At 64.3% G+C, this 14636-nt stretch carries 10 protein-coding genes; all 10 read left to right on the forward strand.

Translation table 11 applies throughout. The features are described 5' to 3' along the window. The first annotated feature begins 11 nt into the window (after window positions 1-11). The 10 genes from L6D82_RS05795 to mdcH all read left to right on the forward strand — a co-directional run bounded on the left by L6D82_RS05795 (window position 12) and on the right by mdcH (window position 14584). Window positions 12-2072 carry a methyl-accepting chemotaxis protein gene (locus tag L6D82_RS05795; protein WP_236188318.1) on the forward strand — a complete coding sequence of 687 codons (2061 nt, stop codon included), beginning with the start codon at window positions 12-14 and terminating at the stop codon, window positions 2070-2072. A 35-nt stretch (window positions 2073-2107) separates the two neighbouring features. Next, complete coding sequence (locus L6D82_RS05800; protein ID WP_236188323.1) at window positions 2108-8023, forward strand: Hpt domain-containing protein; 5916 nt, start codon at window positions 2108-2110, stop codon at window positions 8021-8023. Next, window positions 8016-8486: a chemotaxis protein CheW gene (locus L6D82_RS05805; protein WP_085608864.1), complete on the forward strand. Its 471-nt coding sequence runs from the start codon at window positions 8016-8018 to the stop codon at window positions 8484-8486. The genes L6D82_RS05800 and L6D82_RS05805 overlap by 8 nt, the downstream gene beginning before the upstream one ends. A 99-nt stretch (window positions 8487-8585) precedes the next feature. Further along, complete coding sequence (gene mdcA, locus L6D82_RS05810; RefSeq protein ID WP_236188324.1) at window positions 8586-10256, forward strand: malonate decarboxylase subunit alpha; 1671 nt, start codon at window positions 8586-8588, stop codon at window positions 10254-10256. Next, window positions 10256-11128 (forward strand): triphosphoribosyl-dephospho-CoA synthase, encoded by an 873-nt coding sequence (locus L6D82_RS05815; protein ID WP_236188326.1) that lies wholly within the window; start codon window positions 10256-10258, stop codon window positions 11126-11128. Before mdcA ends, L6D82_RS05815 begins: the two co-directional genes overlap by 1 nt. Then, window positions 11128-11427: a malonate decarboxylase subunit delta gene (locus tag L6D82_RS05820; RefSeq protein ID WP_039767948.1), complete on the forward strand. Its 300-nt coding sequence runs from the start codon at window positions 11128-11130 to the stop codon at window positions 11425-11427. The genes L6D82_RS05815 and L6D82_RS05820 overlap by 1 nt, the downstream gene beginning before the upstream one ends. Next, on the forward strand, window positions 11420-12271 hold the full coding sequence (locus tag L6D82_RS05825) for a biotin-independent malonate decarboxylase subunit beta (RefSeq protein WP_236188335.1): 852 nt from the start codon (window positions 11420-11422) through the stop codon (window positions 12269-12271). The genes L6D82_RS05820 and L6D82_RS05825 overlap by 8 nt, the downstream gene beginning before the upstream one ends. Further along, the gene (mdcE, locus tag L6D82_RS05830) at window positions 12268-13053 is read left to right on the forward strand and encodes a biotin-independent malonate decarboxylase subunit gamma (protein WP_236188336.1); all 786 of its coding nucleotides are present in this window, start codon (window positions 12268-12270) and stop codon (window positions 13051-13053) included. Before L6D82_RS05825 ends, mdcE begins: the two co-directional genes overlap by 4 nt. Beyond that, on the forward strand, window positions 13047-13667 hold the full coding sequence (locus tag L6D82_RS05835) for a malonate decarboxylase holo-ACP synthase (RefSeq protein ID WP_236188337.1): 621 nt from the start codon (window positions 13047-13049) through the stop codon (window positions 13665-13667). Before mdcE ends, L6D82_RS05835 begins: the two co-directional genes overlap by 7 nt. After that, window positions 13664-14584, forward strand: coding sequence for a malonate decarboxylase subunit epsilon (gene mdcH / locus L6D82_RS05840; protein WP_236188338.1), 921 nt, complete (start codon window positions 13664-13666; stop codon window positions 14582-14584). Before L6D82_RS05835 ends, mdcH begins: the two co-directional genes overlap by 4 nt. Window positions 14585-14636: the final 52 nt, after the last annotated feature.

Here is a 14636-nt window from a genome sequence, read left to right on the forward strand (position 1 = left end):
GGCGAGGACCGATGATCAAAGCAAAAACAGGCAAGCCCGCAGAAGGCTCGCGCAGCCGCTCACAGATCATCGTGCTGTTCATCGCACTGATCGTGTTCATCATGCTGCTGTTCGCCAACTTCGCTTACCTCAACACCCAGGCCAACTACGACAAGCAGTACATCGGCCACGCCGGCGAGCTGCGGGTGCTGTCGCAGCGGATCGCCAAGAACGCCACCGAAGCTGCCGCCGGCAAGGCCGCCGCGTTCAAACTGTTGAGCGATGCGCGCAACGACTTCGCCCAGCGCTGGGGCTACCTGAAGAAAGGCGACCCGGCCACCGGCCTGCCGCCGGCTCCATCCGTCGTGCGCCCGGAAATGCGCGCCGTGCAGCTGGACTGGGAACGCCTGCTGAAAAACACCGACGCGATTCTCTCCAGCGAACAGACCGTGCTGTCCCTGCATCAGGTGGCCGCGACCCTGGCCGAAACCGTGCCGCAGTTGCAGATCGAATACGAAAAAGTCGTCGAGATTCTCCTGCAACGCGGCGCTCCGGCGGCGCAGGTGGCGATGGCCCAGCGTCAGTCGCTGCTGGCCGAGCGGATTCTCGGCGCGGTGAACACCGTGCTCTCGGGCGATGAAAACTCGCAGCAGGCCGCCGATGCCTTCGGTCGCGATGCCGCACGCTTTGGTCAGGTGCTTAACGGCATGCTGCAGGGCAACACGGCGCTGAAGATCAGCCAGGTCGAAGACCGCGACGCCCGCGCTCGCTTGAGCGAGATTTCCGAACTGTTCCAGTTTGTCTCAGGTTCCGTGGATGAAATCCTCGAAACCTCGCCTGAGCTGTTCAAGGTCCGTGAGTCGGCCACAAATATCTTCAGCCTGTCGCAGACCCTGCTCGACGAAGCCTCGCACCTGGCCAGCCGTTTCGAAAACCTCGCCGGCGGGCGCAATACCGACACCATTGGCGGTTATGTGCTGGGTCTGTTGGCGCTGGCTTCGATCATCCTGATCGGCATGGTCATGGTCCGGGAAACCAACCGTCAGTTGCGCGAGACCGCCGAGAAGAACGAGCGCAACCAGAACGCGATCATGCGCCTGCTCGACGAGATCGAAGACCTCGCCGACGGTGACCTGACCGTGACCGCCTCGGTGACCGAAGACTTCACCGGGACCATCGCCGACTCGATCAACTATTCGGTCGACCAGCTGCGCGATCTGGTCGCCACCATCAACCTCACTGCCGGCCAGGTGGCCGCTGCGGTGCAGGAAACCCAGGCCACCGCCATGCACCTGGCCCAGGCCTCGGAGCATCAGGCCCAGCAGATTTCCGAAGCCTCGACCGCGATCAGCGACATGGCCCAGTCGATCGATCAGGTGTCGGCCAACGCCGCTGAATCCTCGGCGGTTGCCGAGCGGTCGGTGGAGATCGCCAACAAGGGCAACGAGGTGGTGCACAACACCATCCACGGCATGGACAACATTCGCGAACAGATCCAGGACACCGCCAAGCGCATCAAACGCCTGGGCGAGTCGTCCCAGGAAATCGGCGACATCGTCAGCCTGATCGATGACATTGCCGACCAGACCAACATCCTCGCCCTCAACGCGGCAATTCAGGCGTCGATGGCCGGTGATGCCGGGCGCGGTTTTGCCGTGGTGGCCGACGAAGTGCAGCGGCTGGCCGAGCGCTCGTCCGCCGCGACCCGGCAGATCGAGACGCTGGTGCGGGCGATCCAGACCGACACCAACGAAGCCGTGATTTCCATGGAGCAGACCACCACCGAAGTGGTGCGCGGCGCGCGGCTGGCGCAGGATGCCGGTGTGGCCCTGGAAGAAATCGAAGGCGTGTCCAAGACCCTCGCGGCGCTGATCCAGAGCATTTCCAACGCGGCGCAGCAACAGACGTCTTCGGCCGGGCAGATTTCCCTGACGATGAACGTGATCCAGCAGATCACCTCGCAGACTTCGTCCGGCTCCACGGCCACCGCCGAGAGCATCGGCAACCTGGCGAAAATGGCCAGCCAGTTGCGTCGCTCGGTGTCCGGGTTCACCTTGCCGGCGGCGCCTGCGCCCGTCGCGGACAAGGCGTGAGGCCTGCGGGCGAGGCAATGTCGAGCGGAGTGGTTATGGGTGACCGGCACGATTACGTGGCCCTCGAATGGGTCAAGGGTGAAATCGCCGAGACGCTGAGGCAGGCGCATCAGGCCATCGAAGCCGTGCTCGACGATCCGCAGTCGGTGCCCGGGCTGGACGAATGCCTGGCCTGCATCCATCAGGTGCACGGCAGCCTGCAGATGGTCGAGTTCTACGGCGCGGCATTGCTCGCCGAAGAAATGGAACACCTGGTCGAAGCGTTGCAGAACGACCGCGTCAGCCACCGCGACGAAGCGCTGCACTTGCTGTTGCAGGCGCTGGGTCAGTTGCCGATCTACCTCGACCGCGTGCAGGGCGCCCGCCGTGATCTGCCGCTGGTGGTGCTGCCGCTGATCAACGACTTGCGCAGCGCCCGGGGCGAAAGCCTGTTGTCGGAAACCAGCCTGTTCAGCCCGCAGTTGCCTGAGCTTGCGCCTTTGGGCGAGGAAACCCTGGCGCTGCTGGAACCGGCGGAGCTGCCGAACGTGCTGCGCAAATTGCGCCAGATGCTGCAAATGGCGCTGGTCGGATTGCTCCGCGAACAGGACGACCAGACGCACCTCGCTTATCTGGCCAAGGTGTTTACCCGGCTTGAAGCACTCAGCGATAACTCGCCGCTGAGCCCGTTGTGGCAGGTCGCTTCGGCGCTGGTCGAAGGCATGCGCGAAGGCCGGATCGCCAACAGCCCGGCCCTGCGCAGCCTGTTCAAGGACGCCGACAAGGAACTCAAGCGCCTGCTCGAACAGGGCATGCCCGGCCTCAACCAGCCGCCACCGCCTGAACTGCTGAAAAGCCTGCTGTTTTATATCGCCAAAGCCGAACATCCCACCGGGCAGATGCTGACCATGAAAGATCGCTACTCCCTGGACGACGCGCTGCCCGACAGCGCGATGGTCGACGAAGAACGCGCGCGCCTGGCCGGCCCCGACCGCGATGCCATGCGCTCGGTACTCGCGGCGCTGTGCGAAGAGCTGGTGCGGGTCAAGGAACGCCTCGACCTGTTCGTGCGCAGCGACCGCCAGCACGCCTCGGATCTGGACAGCCTGCTGGCGCCGCTGCGGCAGATCGCCGACACCCTCGCGGTGCTTGGTTTCGGTCAGCCGCGCAAGGTGATCATCGATCAACTGGCGGTAGTGCTCAGCCTCGCTCAGGGCCAGCGCGAACCGAACGACGCCACGCTGATGGACGTCGCCGGCGCCTTGCTCTACGTCGAAGCGACGCTGGCCGGGATGGTCGGCACGGTGGAACCGGAGAGCCCGGAAGACTCGCGCCTGCCGACCACCGACCTGACGCAGATCCATCAGATCGTGATCAAGGAAGCGCGCATCTGCCTGCAACAGGCCAAGGACATGATCGTCGACTACATCGACGCCGACTGGGATCGCCAGCAACTGCAAAGCCTGCCGGCACTGCTGACCCAAGTTCGGGGCGCGCTGGCGATGATTCCGCTGGCGCGGGCGGCAAGTCTGCTCGAAGCCTGCAACGGATTTATCCGCGAGCATCTGTTGCTCGACCCGCACGAGCCGGGCTGGCAGCAACTCGACAGCCTCGCCGACGCCATCACCAGCCTCGAGTACTACCTCGAACGCCTGACCGACGACCCGCAGGCACCCAGCGAACACTTGCTGGATATCGCGCAGAAAAGCCTCGCCAGTCTCGGCTTCTTTCCTGACGAACAGCCCGGCGAGCCGCATGTGCCGGTGCTCGATGATGTGCTCAACCCCAGCGAAGCGCTGGTGATGCAGGATTTGCAGGAGCTGGACGACCCGCAGATCGTGCAGTCGTTGGCCGAAGTGCTGGCCAGTCCGGTGTCGGCGGTCAACCCGCCGGCGCAGACCACGCCGGGCAGCCTGCTGCCGCCACCGGCCGATGAAGAACCGGTGGATGACGAGCTGCGCGAAGTGTTCCTCGAAGAGACCGGGGAAGTGCTCGAAGTGCTGAGCGAATACCTGCCGCGCTGGTCTGCCGAGCCCGATGACCGCGCCGCCTTGAGTGAACTGCGCCGCGCTTTCCACACCCTCAAGGGCAGCGGCCGGATGGTGCGCGCGCTGGTCCTCGGCGAGCTGGCCTGGGCGGTGGAAAACCTGCTCAACCGCGTGCTGGAACACAGCGTTGAACCCGGCCCGGCGGTGCGCCAGTTGCTGGCCGACACGCTGCTGCTGTTGCCGGACCTGATCGGAGAATTCGCCACCAACGGCCAGCGTCAGCGCCACGATGTCGATCAACTGGCGGCTCGCGCCCACGCGCTGGCCAAGGGCGACACGCCGCTGCCGGCCGAAGACGTGGAAGACGTCGCGGCCCTCGATCCGCTGTTGCTGGAGATTTTCCGCAACGAAGCCGAAACCCACCTCGCCAGTCTCAACCGTTTTCTCGATCAGGCTGCCGAGCATGTGCCGTTACAGGCCAGCGACGAATTGCAGCGAGCGCTGCACACCCTCAAGGGCAGCGCCTCGATGGCGGGGGTGTCGCCGATTGCCGAACTGGCGGCGCCGCTCGATAAGCTGGCCCGGGAATTCAAGGCCCATCAGCTGGCGCTGGATCTGGACGAAGTGGAACTGCTGCTCGAAGCCGAGGGCCTGTTCCGTGTCGGTCTGCGTCAGCTCAAACACGATCCACTGGCGCCGATTGTCGGTGCGCAGTCACTGATCAAACGCACCGAAACCCTGCTCGGCGAGCGTCTGGAATCGATCCTCAATGCCCCGAGCAGTGCGGTGCGGGTCAAGCGCGATCCGCAACTGATCAACAACTTCCTGGCCCAGGGCATGGACATCCTGCTCGACGCCGAAAACCTCTTGCAGCGCTGGCAGCAGCACCCCGGTGAACGTCAGGAACTCAGTGCATTGCTGGATGAGCTGACCACCCTGGGCGAAGGCGCGCACCTCGCAGATCTGCTGCCGGTGGATGTGCTGTGTGAAGCCTTGCTCGACCTGTACGGCGCCGTCGAAGAGAGCAGCCTGGCGGTCAGCGAGCGGTTTTTCCATGAAGCGCAGCAGGCCCACGAAGCGCTGATCAACATGCTCGACGAACTGGCGGCCGGCCAGGAAATCACCCCGCAACCGCAACGCATCCGCGCCTTGCACGAACTGCTCGACGAGAGCCTCGATCCGTCGGCCATGGGCCTGATCCGCAGCGACGGCAGCCGTACTTTGAGCATCCGCGAACTGGGCAGCGCCACTGCCGAACTGCAGCAACACAATGCCGACAGCGGGCCGGACGACGAGATCGTCGAGATCTTCCTCGAAGAGGCGGTCGACATTCTCGACAGCGCCGGCCAAGCCTTGCAGCGCTGGCTGAAGGACCCGGAAAACGGCGCGCCGCTGTCGTCGCTGCAACGGGATCTGCACACGCTCAAGGGCGGTGCGCGGATGGCCGAGGTTGCAGCGGTCGGCGATCTGGCCCATGAGCTGGAAGGCCTTTACCAAGGGCTGGTGGATCGTCGTTACAGCCACAGCGAAGCTCTGGGTCGGTTGTTGCGCCAGAGCCACGAGCGTCTGGCGCAGTTCCTCGAACAGTTGCACCGGCACCAGCCGCTGGATCCGGCACAGGACCTGATCGAGGCGATCCGTCGCTTTCGCCAGGGTCCGAGCGCCAGTCCCGAAACGCCATCAGCCACTGTCACGCAGGACGGCCCCGGACACGATCCGGAGCTGCTGGAGATCTTCCTCGAGGAAGGTTTCGACATCATCGAAAACTCCGGTGCCGCGCTGCTGCGCTGGCAGGCCGAGCCCGGCAATCGCCAGGAAGTGGAAACCCTGCTGCGTGACCTGCATACCCTCAAGGGCGGCGCGCGGATGGTGGAAATCGGGCCGATTGGCGACCTCGCTCATGAGCTGGAAAACCTTTACGAAAGCTTGTCCGCCGGCACCCTGCAAGGCAGCGCCGAACTGTTCGCGCTGTTGCAGCGCGGCCAGGACCGCTTGGCGCAGATGCTCGACGCGGTGCGCGCCGGCCAGCCGTGCCCACCGGCAGACCGGTTGATCAGCGCGATCCAGAATTTCAGCCATCCGCTGGTCGTGCAAACCCCGGCGCCCGTCCCGCCGGTGGCGGTCAAGGTCGAGCCTGCCGCCCCGGCGCCCGAGGCCGGGGCGGACATGGTCAAGGTCTCCGCCGAGTTGCTGGATGACCTGGTCAATCTCGCCGGCGAAACCTCGATTTTCCGTGGGCGTATCGAACAGCAAGTCAGCGATGCGCAGACCGCCCTGCACGAGATGGAAACCACCATCGAGCGGATGCGCGACCAGTTGCGCCGGCTCGACACCGAAACTCAGGGACGGATCCTCAGCCGTCAGCAAGTGGACGCCGAACGCCTCGGCTACGAAGATTTCGACCCGCTGGAAATGGACCGCCATTCGCAGTTGCAGCAGTTGTCACGGGCGCTGTTCGAATCCGCTTCCGACTTGCTGGATTTGAAGGAAACCCTCGACCGGCGCACCCACGACGCCGAGAACCTGTTGCAGCAGCAGGGACGGATCAACACCGAATTGCAGGAAGGCCTGATGCGCACGCGCATGGTGCCGTTCGAGCGCATGTTGCCGCGTTTGAAACGCATCGTCCGGCAGGTCGCCGAAGAGTTGGGCAAGGACGTCGCGTTCAGCGTCGGCAACGCCGAAGGCGAGATGGACCGCAACGTCCTCGAACGCATGGCCGCACCGCTGGAACACATGCTGCGCAATGCCGTCGACCATGGTCTGGAGTCCGCCGAAGTCCGGCTGGCGGCGGGCAAACCGGCACAAGGGCAGATCAGCCTCGACCTGTCCCGCGAGGGCGGCGACATTGTGTTCGACATCCGCGACGATGGCGCCGGTGTGCCGCTGGACGCCGTGCGGCGCAAGGCGATCAAGCGTGGCCTGCTGGCGCCGGACGCCGACATCAGCGACCGCGAAGTGTTGCAGTTCATCCTCCAGCCAGGCTTTTCCACGGCCGAGAAAATCACCCAGATTTCCGGGCGCGGCGTGGGCATGGACGTGGTCCACGAAGAAGTCCGGCAACTGGGTGGCACCATGAGCATCGACTCAGTGCCGGGGCAGGGCGTGCACTTCCGCATTCGCCTGCCGTTCACCGTGTCGGTCAACCGTGCGCTGATGGTGCAGTGTGGTGAAGATCAATACGCGATTCCGCTGAACACCATCGACGGCATCGTCCGCGTACTGCCGAATGAACTGGACGGACATTTCCGTCTCGACCCACCGAGTTATCAGTACGGCGGCCAGCGTTATGAACTGTGCTACCTCGGCGAGCTGCTGAAAACCGCTCCCCGGCCAAAACTGTCCGGCCAGAGCCTGCCGGTGCCGGTCTTGCTGGTGCAGTGCAACGACCGGCACATCGCGGTGCAGGTCGACACGATGGCCGGCACCCGCGAAATCGTAGTCAAGAGCCTCGGCCCGCAGTTCGCATCGGTGCAGGGCGTGTCCGGGGCGACAATTCTCGGCGATGGCCGGGTGGTGCTGATTCTCGACCTGCTGGCGCCGATCCGTGCGATGCAGGCGCGGTTGCCGCAGCGTCCGGCCAGTCACGAAATCGAGAGCGAACCGCAGAAGCCGCTGCTGGTGATGGTGGTCGACGATTCGGTCACGGTGCGCAAGGTCACCAGCCGTCTGCTCGAACGCCACGGCATGAACGTGCTGACCGCCAAGGACGGGGTCGATGCGATGTTGCTGCTGGAAGAACACATGCCGGACCTGATGCTGCTAGACATCGAAATGCCGCGCATGGACGGCTTCGAAGTGGCGACCCAGGTACGCCGCGACGAACGCCTGCAACACCTGCCGATCATCATGATCACCTCGCGCACCGGCCAGAAACACCGCGACCGCGCGATGGCCATCGGCGTCAACGACTACCTCGGCAAGCCGTACCAGGAATCGGTGCTGCTCGAAAGCATCGCCCTGTGGAGCAAAAAACATGCATGAGCGCCAGCACAATCAACGCGCCAGCCAGCTCACCGGGCTGCTGCTGCCGCTGGCGGATCGCAACCTGATCCTGCCCAACGTCGCCGTCGCCGAGCTGATCGACTACCAGTCGAGCGCCTTCGATCTCGATACACCGCCGTGGTATCTCGGTCGGGTGACCTGGCGCGAGCGGCAGATTCCGCTGCTGAGTTTCGAGTCGGCGTGCGGCAACAAGATCGTCATCGGCGAACGAGCACGGATCGTCATCCTCAACGCCCTGGGCGGGCGGCCGGAGTTGAAGTTCATCGCGCTGCTGGTGCAGGGGATTCCGCGCTCGTACAAGCTCGACAGCCAGTTGAGTTATGTCGATGTGCCGTTGTGTGCGCTGGAGCAGGCGGCGGTGCAGGTCGGGGAGCAGGTGGCGAAGGTGCCGGATCTGTTGGCATTGGAGACGTTGTTGGTAGATGCGGGGCTGGTCCACTGATCGTTACGCTCACCGTAACGGTTCGCCACTGCGCTTGATTGATGCCCCTCGATCACACTCCTAAGGTAGCTCCACGACAGCGAACCCCGTGGAGTGAGCATGACAACAACCAATTCCCCCGACTCGCGCTGGACGCGGCGGCGTGACGAGAAGCAGCGGCGCCTCGACAAGGTGCGCGGGCTGGCCGACGGTGCGGTGTTGCCCACCGACAAAATCGTTGCGGCACTCGAAGCGCTGATTCATCCGGGCGACCGTGTGGTGCTGGAGGGCAACAACCAGAAGCAGGCGGATTTCCTTTCGCGTGCGCTGGCCAAGGCCGATCCTGAAAAGCTCCACGACCTGCACATGATCATGCCCAGCGTTGGTCGCTCCGAACATCTCGACCTGTTCGAACGCGGCATCGCCCGCAAGCTCGATTTCTCCTTCGCCGGCACCCAGAGCCTGCGCATCAGCCAGTTGCTCGAAGACGGTCTGCTGGAAGTCGGTGCGATCCACACCTACATCGAGCTTTACGCCCGGCTGGTGGTGGACCTGATCCCCAACGTCGTGCTCTCGGCCGGGTTCATGGCCGACCGTGCCGGCAACATCTACACCGGCCCGAGCACCGAAGACACCCCGGCGCTGATCGAACCAGCCGCGTTCAGCGACGGCATCGTCATCGTCCAGGTCAATCAGCTGGTGGACGACGTCAGCGAACTGCCTCGCGTGGACATCCCCGCATCGTGGGTGGATTTCGTGGTGGTGGCGGACAAGCCGTTCTACATCGAACCGCTGTTTACTCGCGACCCGCGCCACATCAAGCCTGTGCACGTGTTGATGGCGATGATGGCGATCCGCGGGATCTACGAAAAACACAACGTGCAGTCGCTGAACCACGGCATCGGTTTCAACACCGCCGCCATCGAACTGATCCTGCCGACCTACGGTGAATCCCTCGGCCTCAAGGGCAAGATCTGCCGTAACTGGACGCTCAATCCGCACCCGACCCTGATCCCAGCCATCGAAAGCGGCTGGGTCGAAAGCGTGCATTGCTTCGGCACCGAACTGGGCATGGAAAACTACATTGCCGCCCGGCCGGACGTGTTCTTCACCGGCCGTGACGGCTCGCTGCGTTCCAACCGGATGTTCTGCCAACTGGCCGGGCAGTACGCGGTAGACCTGTTCATCGGCGCGACCCTGCAAGTCGATGGCGATGGCCATTCCTCCACCGTCACCCGAGGCCGCCTCGCCGGTTTCGGTGGCGCGCCGAACATGGGCCACGACCCGCGCGGCCGCCGTCACGGCACCCCGGCGTGGCTCGACATGCGCCACGATGATTCGCAGCAACCGATGCTCGAGCGCGGCAAGAAACTCGTGGTGCAAATGGTCGAGACCTTCCAGGAGGGCGGCAAACCGACCTTCGTCGAAACCCTCGACGCGGTGGAGGTGGCGAAGAAAAGCGGGATGCCGCTGGCGCCGATCATGATCTACGGCGACGACGTCACCCACCTGCTGACGGAAGAAGGCATCGCCTACCTGTACAAGGCGCGCTCGCTGGAAGAGCGTCAGGCAATGATCGCTGCGGTCGCCGGCGTCACCGCCATCGGCCTGCGCCACAACCCGAAAGACACCGAACGCATGCGCCGTGAAGGCCTGATCGCCTTGCCCGAAGACCTCGGCATCCGTCGCACCGACGCCACCCGTGAATTGCTCGCGGCGAAAAGCGTGGCCGATCTGGTCGAGTGGTCCGGCGGCCTCTACAACCCGCCCGCCAAGTTCAGGAGCTGGTAATGCACGCACTCAACCTGCAACCCAAAACCATCACCCTCGCCGAACGGCTGGCGGATCTGGCCGTGGACGCGCTGATCGACGAAGCCGACCTGTCGCCGAAACCGGCGCTGGTCGACCGTCGCGGCAACGGTGCGCACACCGATCTGCACCTCGGATTGATGCATGCCTCGGCGCTGGCGTTGTGGCCGGCGTTCAAGGAAATGGCCGAGGCCGCGCTTGAGTTCGGCGAAATCGGCTTGCCGCTGCGCGAAGCCATCGGCCGCATCGGACGAGAAGGTGAACAGGCGATGCTCGCCACCACCCACGGCGTGAACACCCATCGCGGGGCGATCTGGGCGTTGGGCCTGCTGGTCACGGCTGCTGCGCTGGACACCAAATCCACCAGTGCCAGCGCCGTCACTCTGCGCGCTGCGCGTCTGGCATTGCTCGATGACCGTTATGCGCCGCGTCCGCTGAGCCACGGCGCCCAAGTCGCCCAACGCTACGGCGCTCGCGGTGCCCGGGAAGAAGCGCAACTCGGCTTCCCGTCCGTGGTGCAACGCGGTCTGCCGCAACTCAAGCGAAGCCGCGCCGCCGGCCATGGCGAACAGAACGCTAGGCTCGACGCCTTGCTCGCAATCATGACCGACCTCGCCGACACCTGCGTGCTGTACCGCGCCGGCGAACCGGGCCTGCACGCCATGCAACACGGCGCCCAGGCAGTGCTCGACGCCGGTGGCAGCGCCAGCCTTACCGGTCGCCGCCGCCTGCACGAACTGGATCAACAACTCATTGCATTGAATGCCTCGCCCGGTGGCGCCGCCGACTTGCTCGCCGCCACTCTGCTGCTTGATCGAATCGAGCGCGACGGCATCCTTCAGGGAGCGTTTTGATGGAAACCTTATCCTTTGAATTCCCCGCCGGGCAGCCGCCGCGCGGTCGGGCTTTGGTCGGTTGTGTCGGTTCCGGTGATCTGGAAGTGCTGATCGAACCGGGCCTGGCCGGCAAGCTGACGATCAATGTGCAGACCTCGGTCAATGGCGCCGAGCAGCGCTGGCAGCATCTGTTCGCGCGGATGTTCGACGGCACCACGCCGCCGGCGATGGCCATCGATATCCACGATTTTGGCGCGACCCCGGGCGTAGTGCGCCTGCGGCTGGAACAAGGCTTCGAGGAGATCGGCCATGACTGACACCTCAGCGCTTCTGCACAAACAGTCGTTCGTCGAACTCGGCGCCCGGCAGCGGGCGAAAGCCTTGCTCGACGCCGGCACCTTCCGCGAATTGCTCGACCCGTTTCAACGCGTCATGTCGCCGTGGCTGGAACGTCAGGGCGTCGTGCCGCAGGCCGATGACGGCGTGGTGATCGCCAAGGGCCGCCTCGATGGTTTGCCGGTGGTGATCGCGGCGATTGAAGGCGCGTTTCAGGGCGGCAGCCTCGGCGAAGTCGGCGGCGCGAAGATCGCCGGCGCGCTGGAACTGGCCGCCGAGGACAACCGCAAAGGCATTCCGACCCGCGCCATCCTGCTGCTGGAAACCGGCGGCGTGCGCTTGCAGGAAGCCAACCTCGGGCTGGCGGCGATTGCCGATATCCACGCGGCGATTGTCGATCTGCAGCAGTACCAACCGGTGGTCGGCGTGGTGGCCGGCAGCGTCGGTTGCTTTGGCGGGATGTCGATTGCCGCTGCGCTGTGCAGCTATTTGCTGGTGACCCAGGAAGCACGCCTCGGCCTGAACGGCCCGCAGGTGATCGAGCAGGAAGCCGGGATCGAGGAATACGACTCCCGCGACCGGCCCTTCATCTGGAGCCTGACCGGTGGCGAGCAACGGTTTGCCAGTGGTCTGGTGGATCGTTATGTCGCCGATGACGTGGCGCAGATTCGCCAGCAGGTCGGCGAGTTGCTGCAACAAGGCTTGCCGGCGCAACCGCGCAGTCAACGGGCCGAGTGGTTCCTGCAACGCCTGACGAGCCTGGACACTGACAAGCAAATCGAGCCTTCGGTGGTTCGCGATCTGTATCAAGGAGAGCGCTCATGAGTGGTTATTCCGTGCGCGGTTTGAACTGGTTCAACGCCTTGAGCGCTGGCGCGAATGCGGTTGAAGGTTTGCCGCCATCGCTGAGGGTTGCCGACGGGCCACTTGGGCGCTTTATCGCCGTGGTCGCCGATCCGCAAAACCGTTTCCCTCGCGCTCGCAATGGCGAAGTCGGTTTGCTCGAAGGCTGGGGGCTGGCGAAGGCTGTGGATGACGCTATCACCGCCGACCGTGACAAAACGCAAAAACGGCCCTTGATCGCAATCGTCGATGTGCCGAGCCAGGCCTACGGTCGCCGCGAAGAAGCCCTCGGCATTCATCAGGCTCTGGCCGGTGCGGCGGACGCTTATGCCCGCGCGCGTCTGGCCGGGCATCCGGTGATTGCGCTGCTGGTGGGCAAGGCCATGTCCGGGGCGTTTCTCGCTCACGGATATCAGGCCAATCGCTTGATCGCCCTGCGTGATCCGGGGGTGATGGTGCATGCGATGGGCAAGGCTTCGGCGGCGCGGGTGACCTTGCGCAGCGTCGAAGAACTGGAAGCCCTGGCGTCCAGCGTGCCGCCGATGGCCTATGACATCGACAGCTACGCCAGCCTCGGATTGCTCTGGGAAACCCTGTCGGTGCAGCAGATCGAACAGCCGACGGCGGAGGATCTGGCGCGAGTCAGCGAATGCCTGAAGCAAGCCATCGGCGATATTTCGGCGACTGATTTGAGCAATCGTCTCGGCGCGAAAAATCGCGAAGCCTCCAGCCGCGTGCGTGAATTGCTGAGGGCGCAGTGGTGAACACGCCTCTGGCCCACGACCTGCTGTGGGGCATGACGCCGGCGCAGTTGCCGGCGGATGCGCCGCAGTGGGCGATTGATTCGCTGGCTGCCGGGCAACCGGTGGTGGTGCGGCGGGCGTTGAGTGAAGACGGATTCGTGGCGGTGGGCGTGCGCGGTCTGTTGCGCGAGCAGCGGCTGGCGGCGTTTATGTCTGTCGATTCGATTGCTTGCCGGGTCAGCCCGGAAGCGCTTTGTCAGGTCGAGAGCGAGCGTGATTTGCCGGTCATGCACGCGCTCCGGCAACTGCGGCCGGTGCTCGATGATTGCGGTTGGATCTGGGGCGTCAGTGGCAGTGCCGGGTTTGAATTGGCGAGCGGTTTTAAAGCAATGCACGAGGCCAGTGATCTCGATCTGATCCTGCGTACGCCGCAACTCATCACCCGTAATCAGGCGCGTAAATTGGTCGCGGTTTTTGATCAGGCGATCTGCCGGGTCGACCTGCAATTGCAGACACCATTCGGTGCCGTCGCCCTGCGCGAGTGGGCCGGAAACGCTTCGCGGGTGCTGCTGAAAAACGCCCATGAAGCCTGTCTGGTGTCTGATCCGTGGAACCCGCAGGAGCAGGCAGCGTGAGCAGTCTGCTGGTGTTTCCCGGTCAGGGCGCGCAGCAGCCCGGCATGCTCCAGCGTTTGCCTCGGGAAACGCTGATCGAGGCCAGCGATGTGCTCGGTGAAGATGTCTTGCGGCTGGATTCCAGCGAAGCGTTGCGCAGCACCCGAGCGGTTCAGCTCTGCCTGCTGATCGCCGGGGTCGCAGCCTCGCGGCAGTTGCTGCGGGACGGACTCACCGCAGATTACGTCGCCGGTCTGTCCATCGGTGCCTACCCGGCAGCAGTGGTCGCCGGAGCGTTGCGCTTCAGCGATGCGTTGCAGCTGGTCAGTCTGCGCGGTGAGTTGATGCAGCAGGCTTATCCACAGGGCTTCGGCATGACCGCGATCATCGGTCTGCAATTATCCACAGTCGAAACGCTGCTGGCGCAGGTGCACGGCGCAGAAACACCGGTGTACCTGGCCAACATCAACGCCGATAACCAGGTGGTGATTGCCGGCAGTGACCAGGCGATGCAAGCGGTCGCCGAGCTGGCGCGCGGTCGTGGCGCCGGTCTGGCAAAACGTCTGGCGGTCAGCGTGCCGTCGCACTGCCCGTTACTGGATGAGCCTGCGCAAACCCTCGCCGAAGCGTTCGCCAGGGTAGAACTGAAAACACCGAAAATCGCTTACCTGAGCGGCAGTCGCGCAAGGCCTGTGACCCAGGTAGAACCGCTGCGCGACGACCTCGCCTTCAACATGTGCCGCGTGGTGGACTGGCGCGGCACCGTGCAAAGCGCTTACGAGCGCGGCGTACGTCTACAGATCGAACTGCCGCCCGGTGCGGTGCTGACCGGGCTGGCGCGCCGGGTGTTCGAACAGGGGACTGTCACTGCCTTCGACAGTGCCCGGCTCGACACCTTGCAGGCGCTGTTGCGTGAAGAGGAGGGCCGACGACCCTAAATCACCGACTCAGGCTTCGAACAACAAAAACAACATTCGACGATGCACTTTG

The sequence above is a fragment of the Pseudomonas paraglycinae genome, assembly GCF_021601625.1.
Taxonomy (GTDB): domain Bacteria; phylum Pseudomonadota; class Gammaproteobacteria; order Pseudomonadales; family Pseudomonadaceae; genus Aquipseudomonas; species Aquipseudomonas paraglycinae.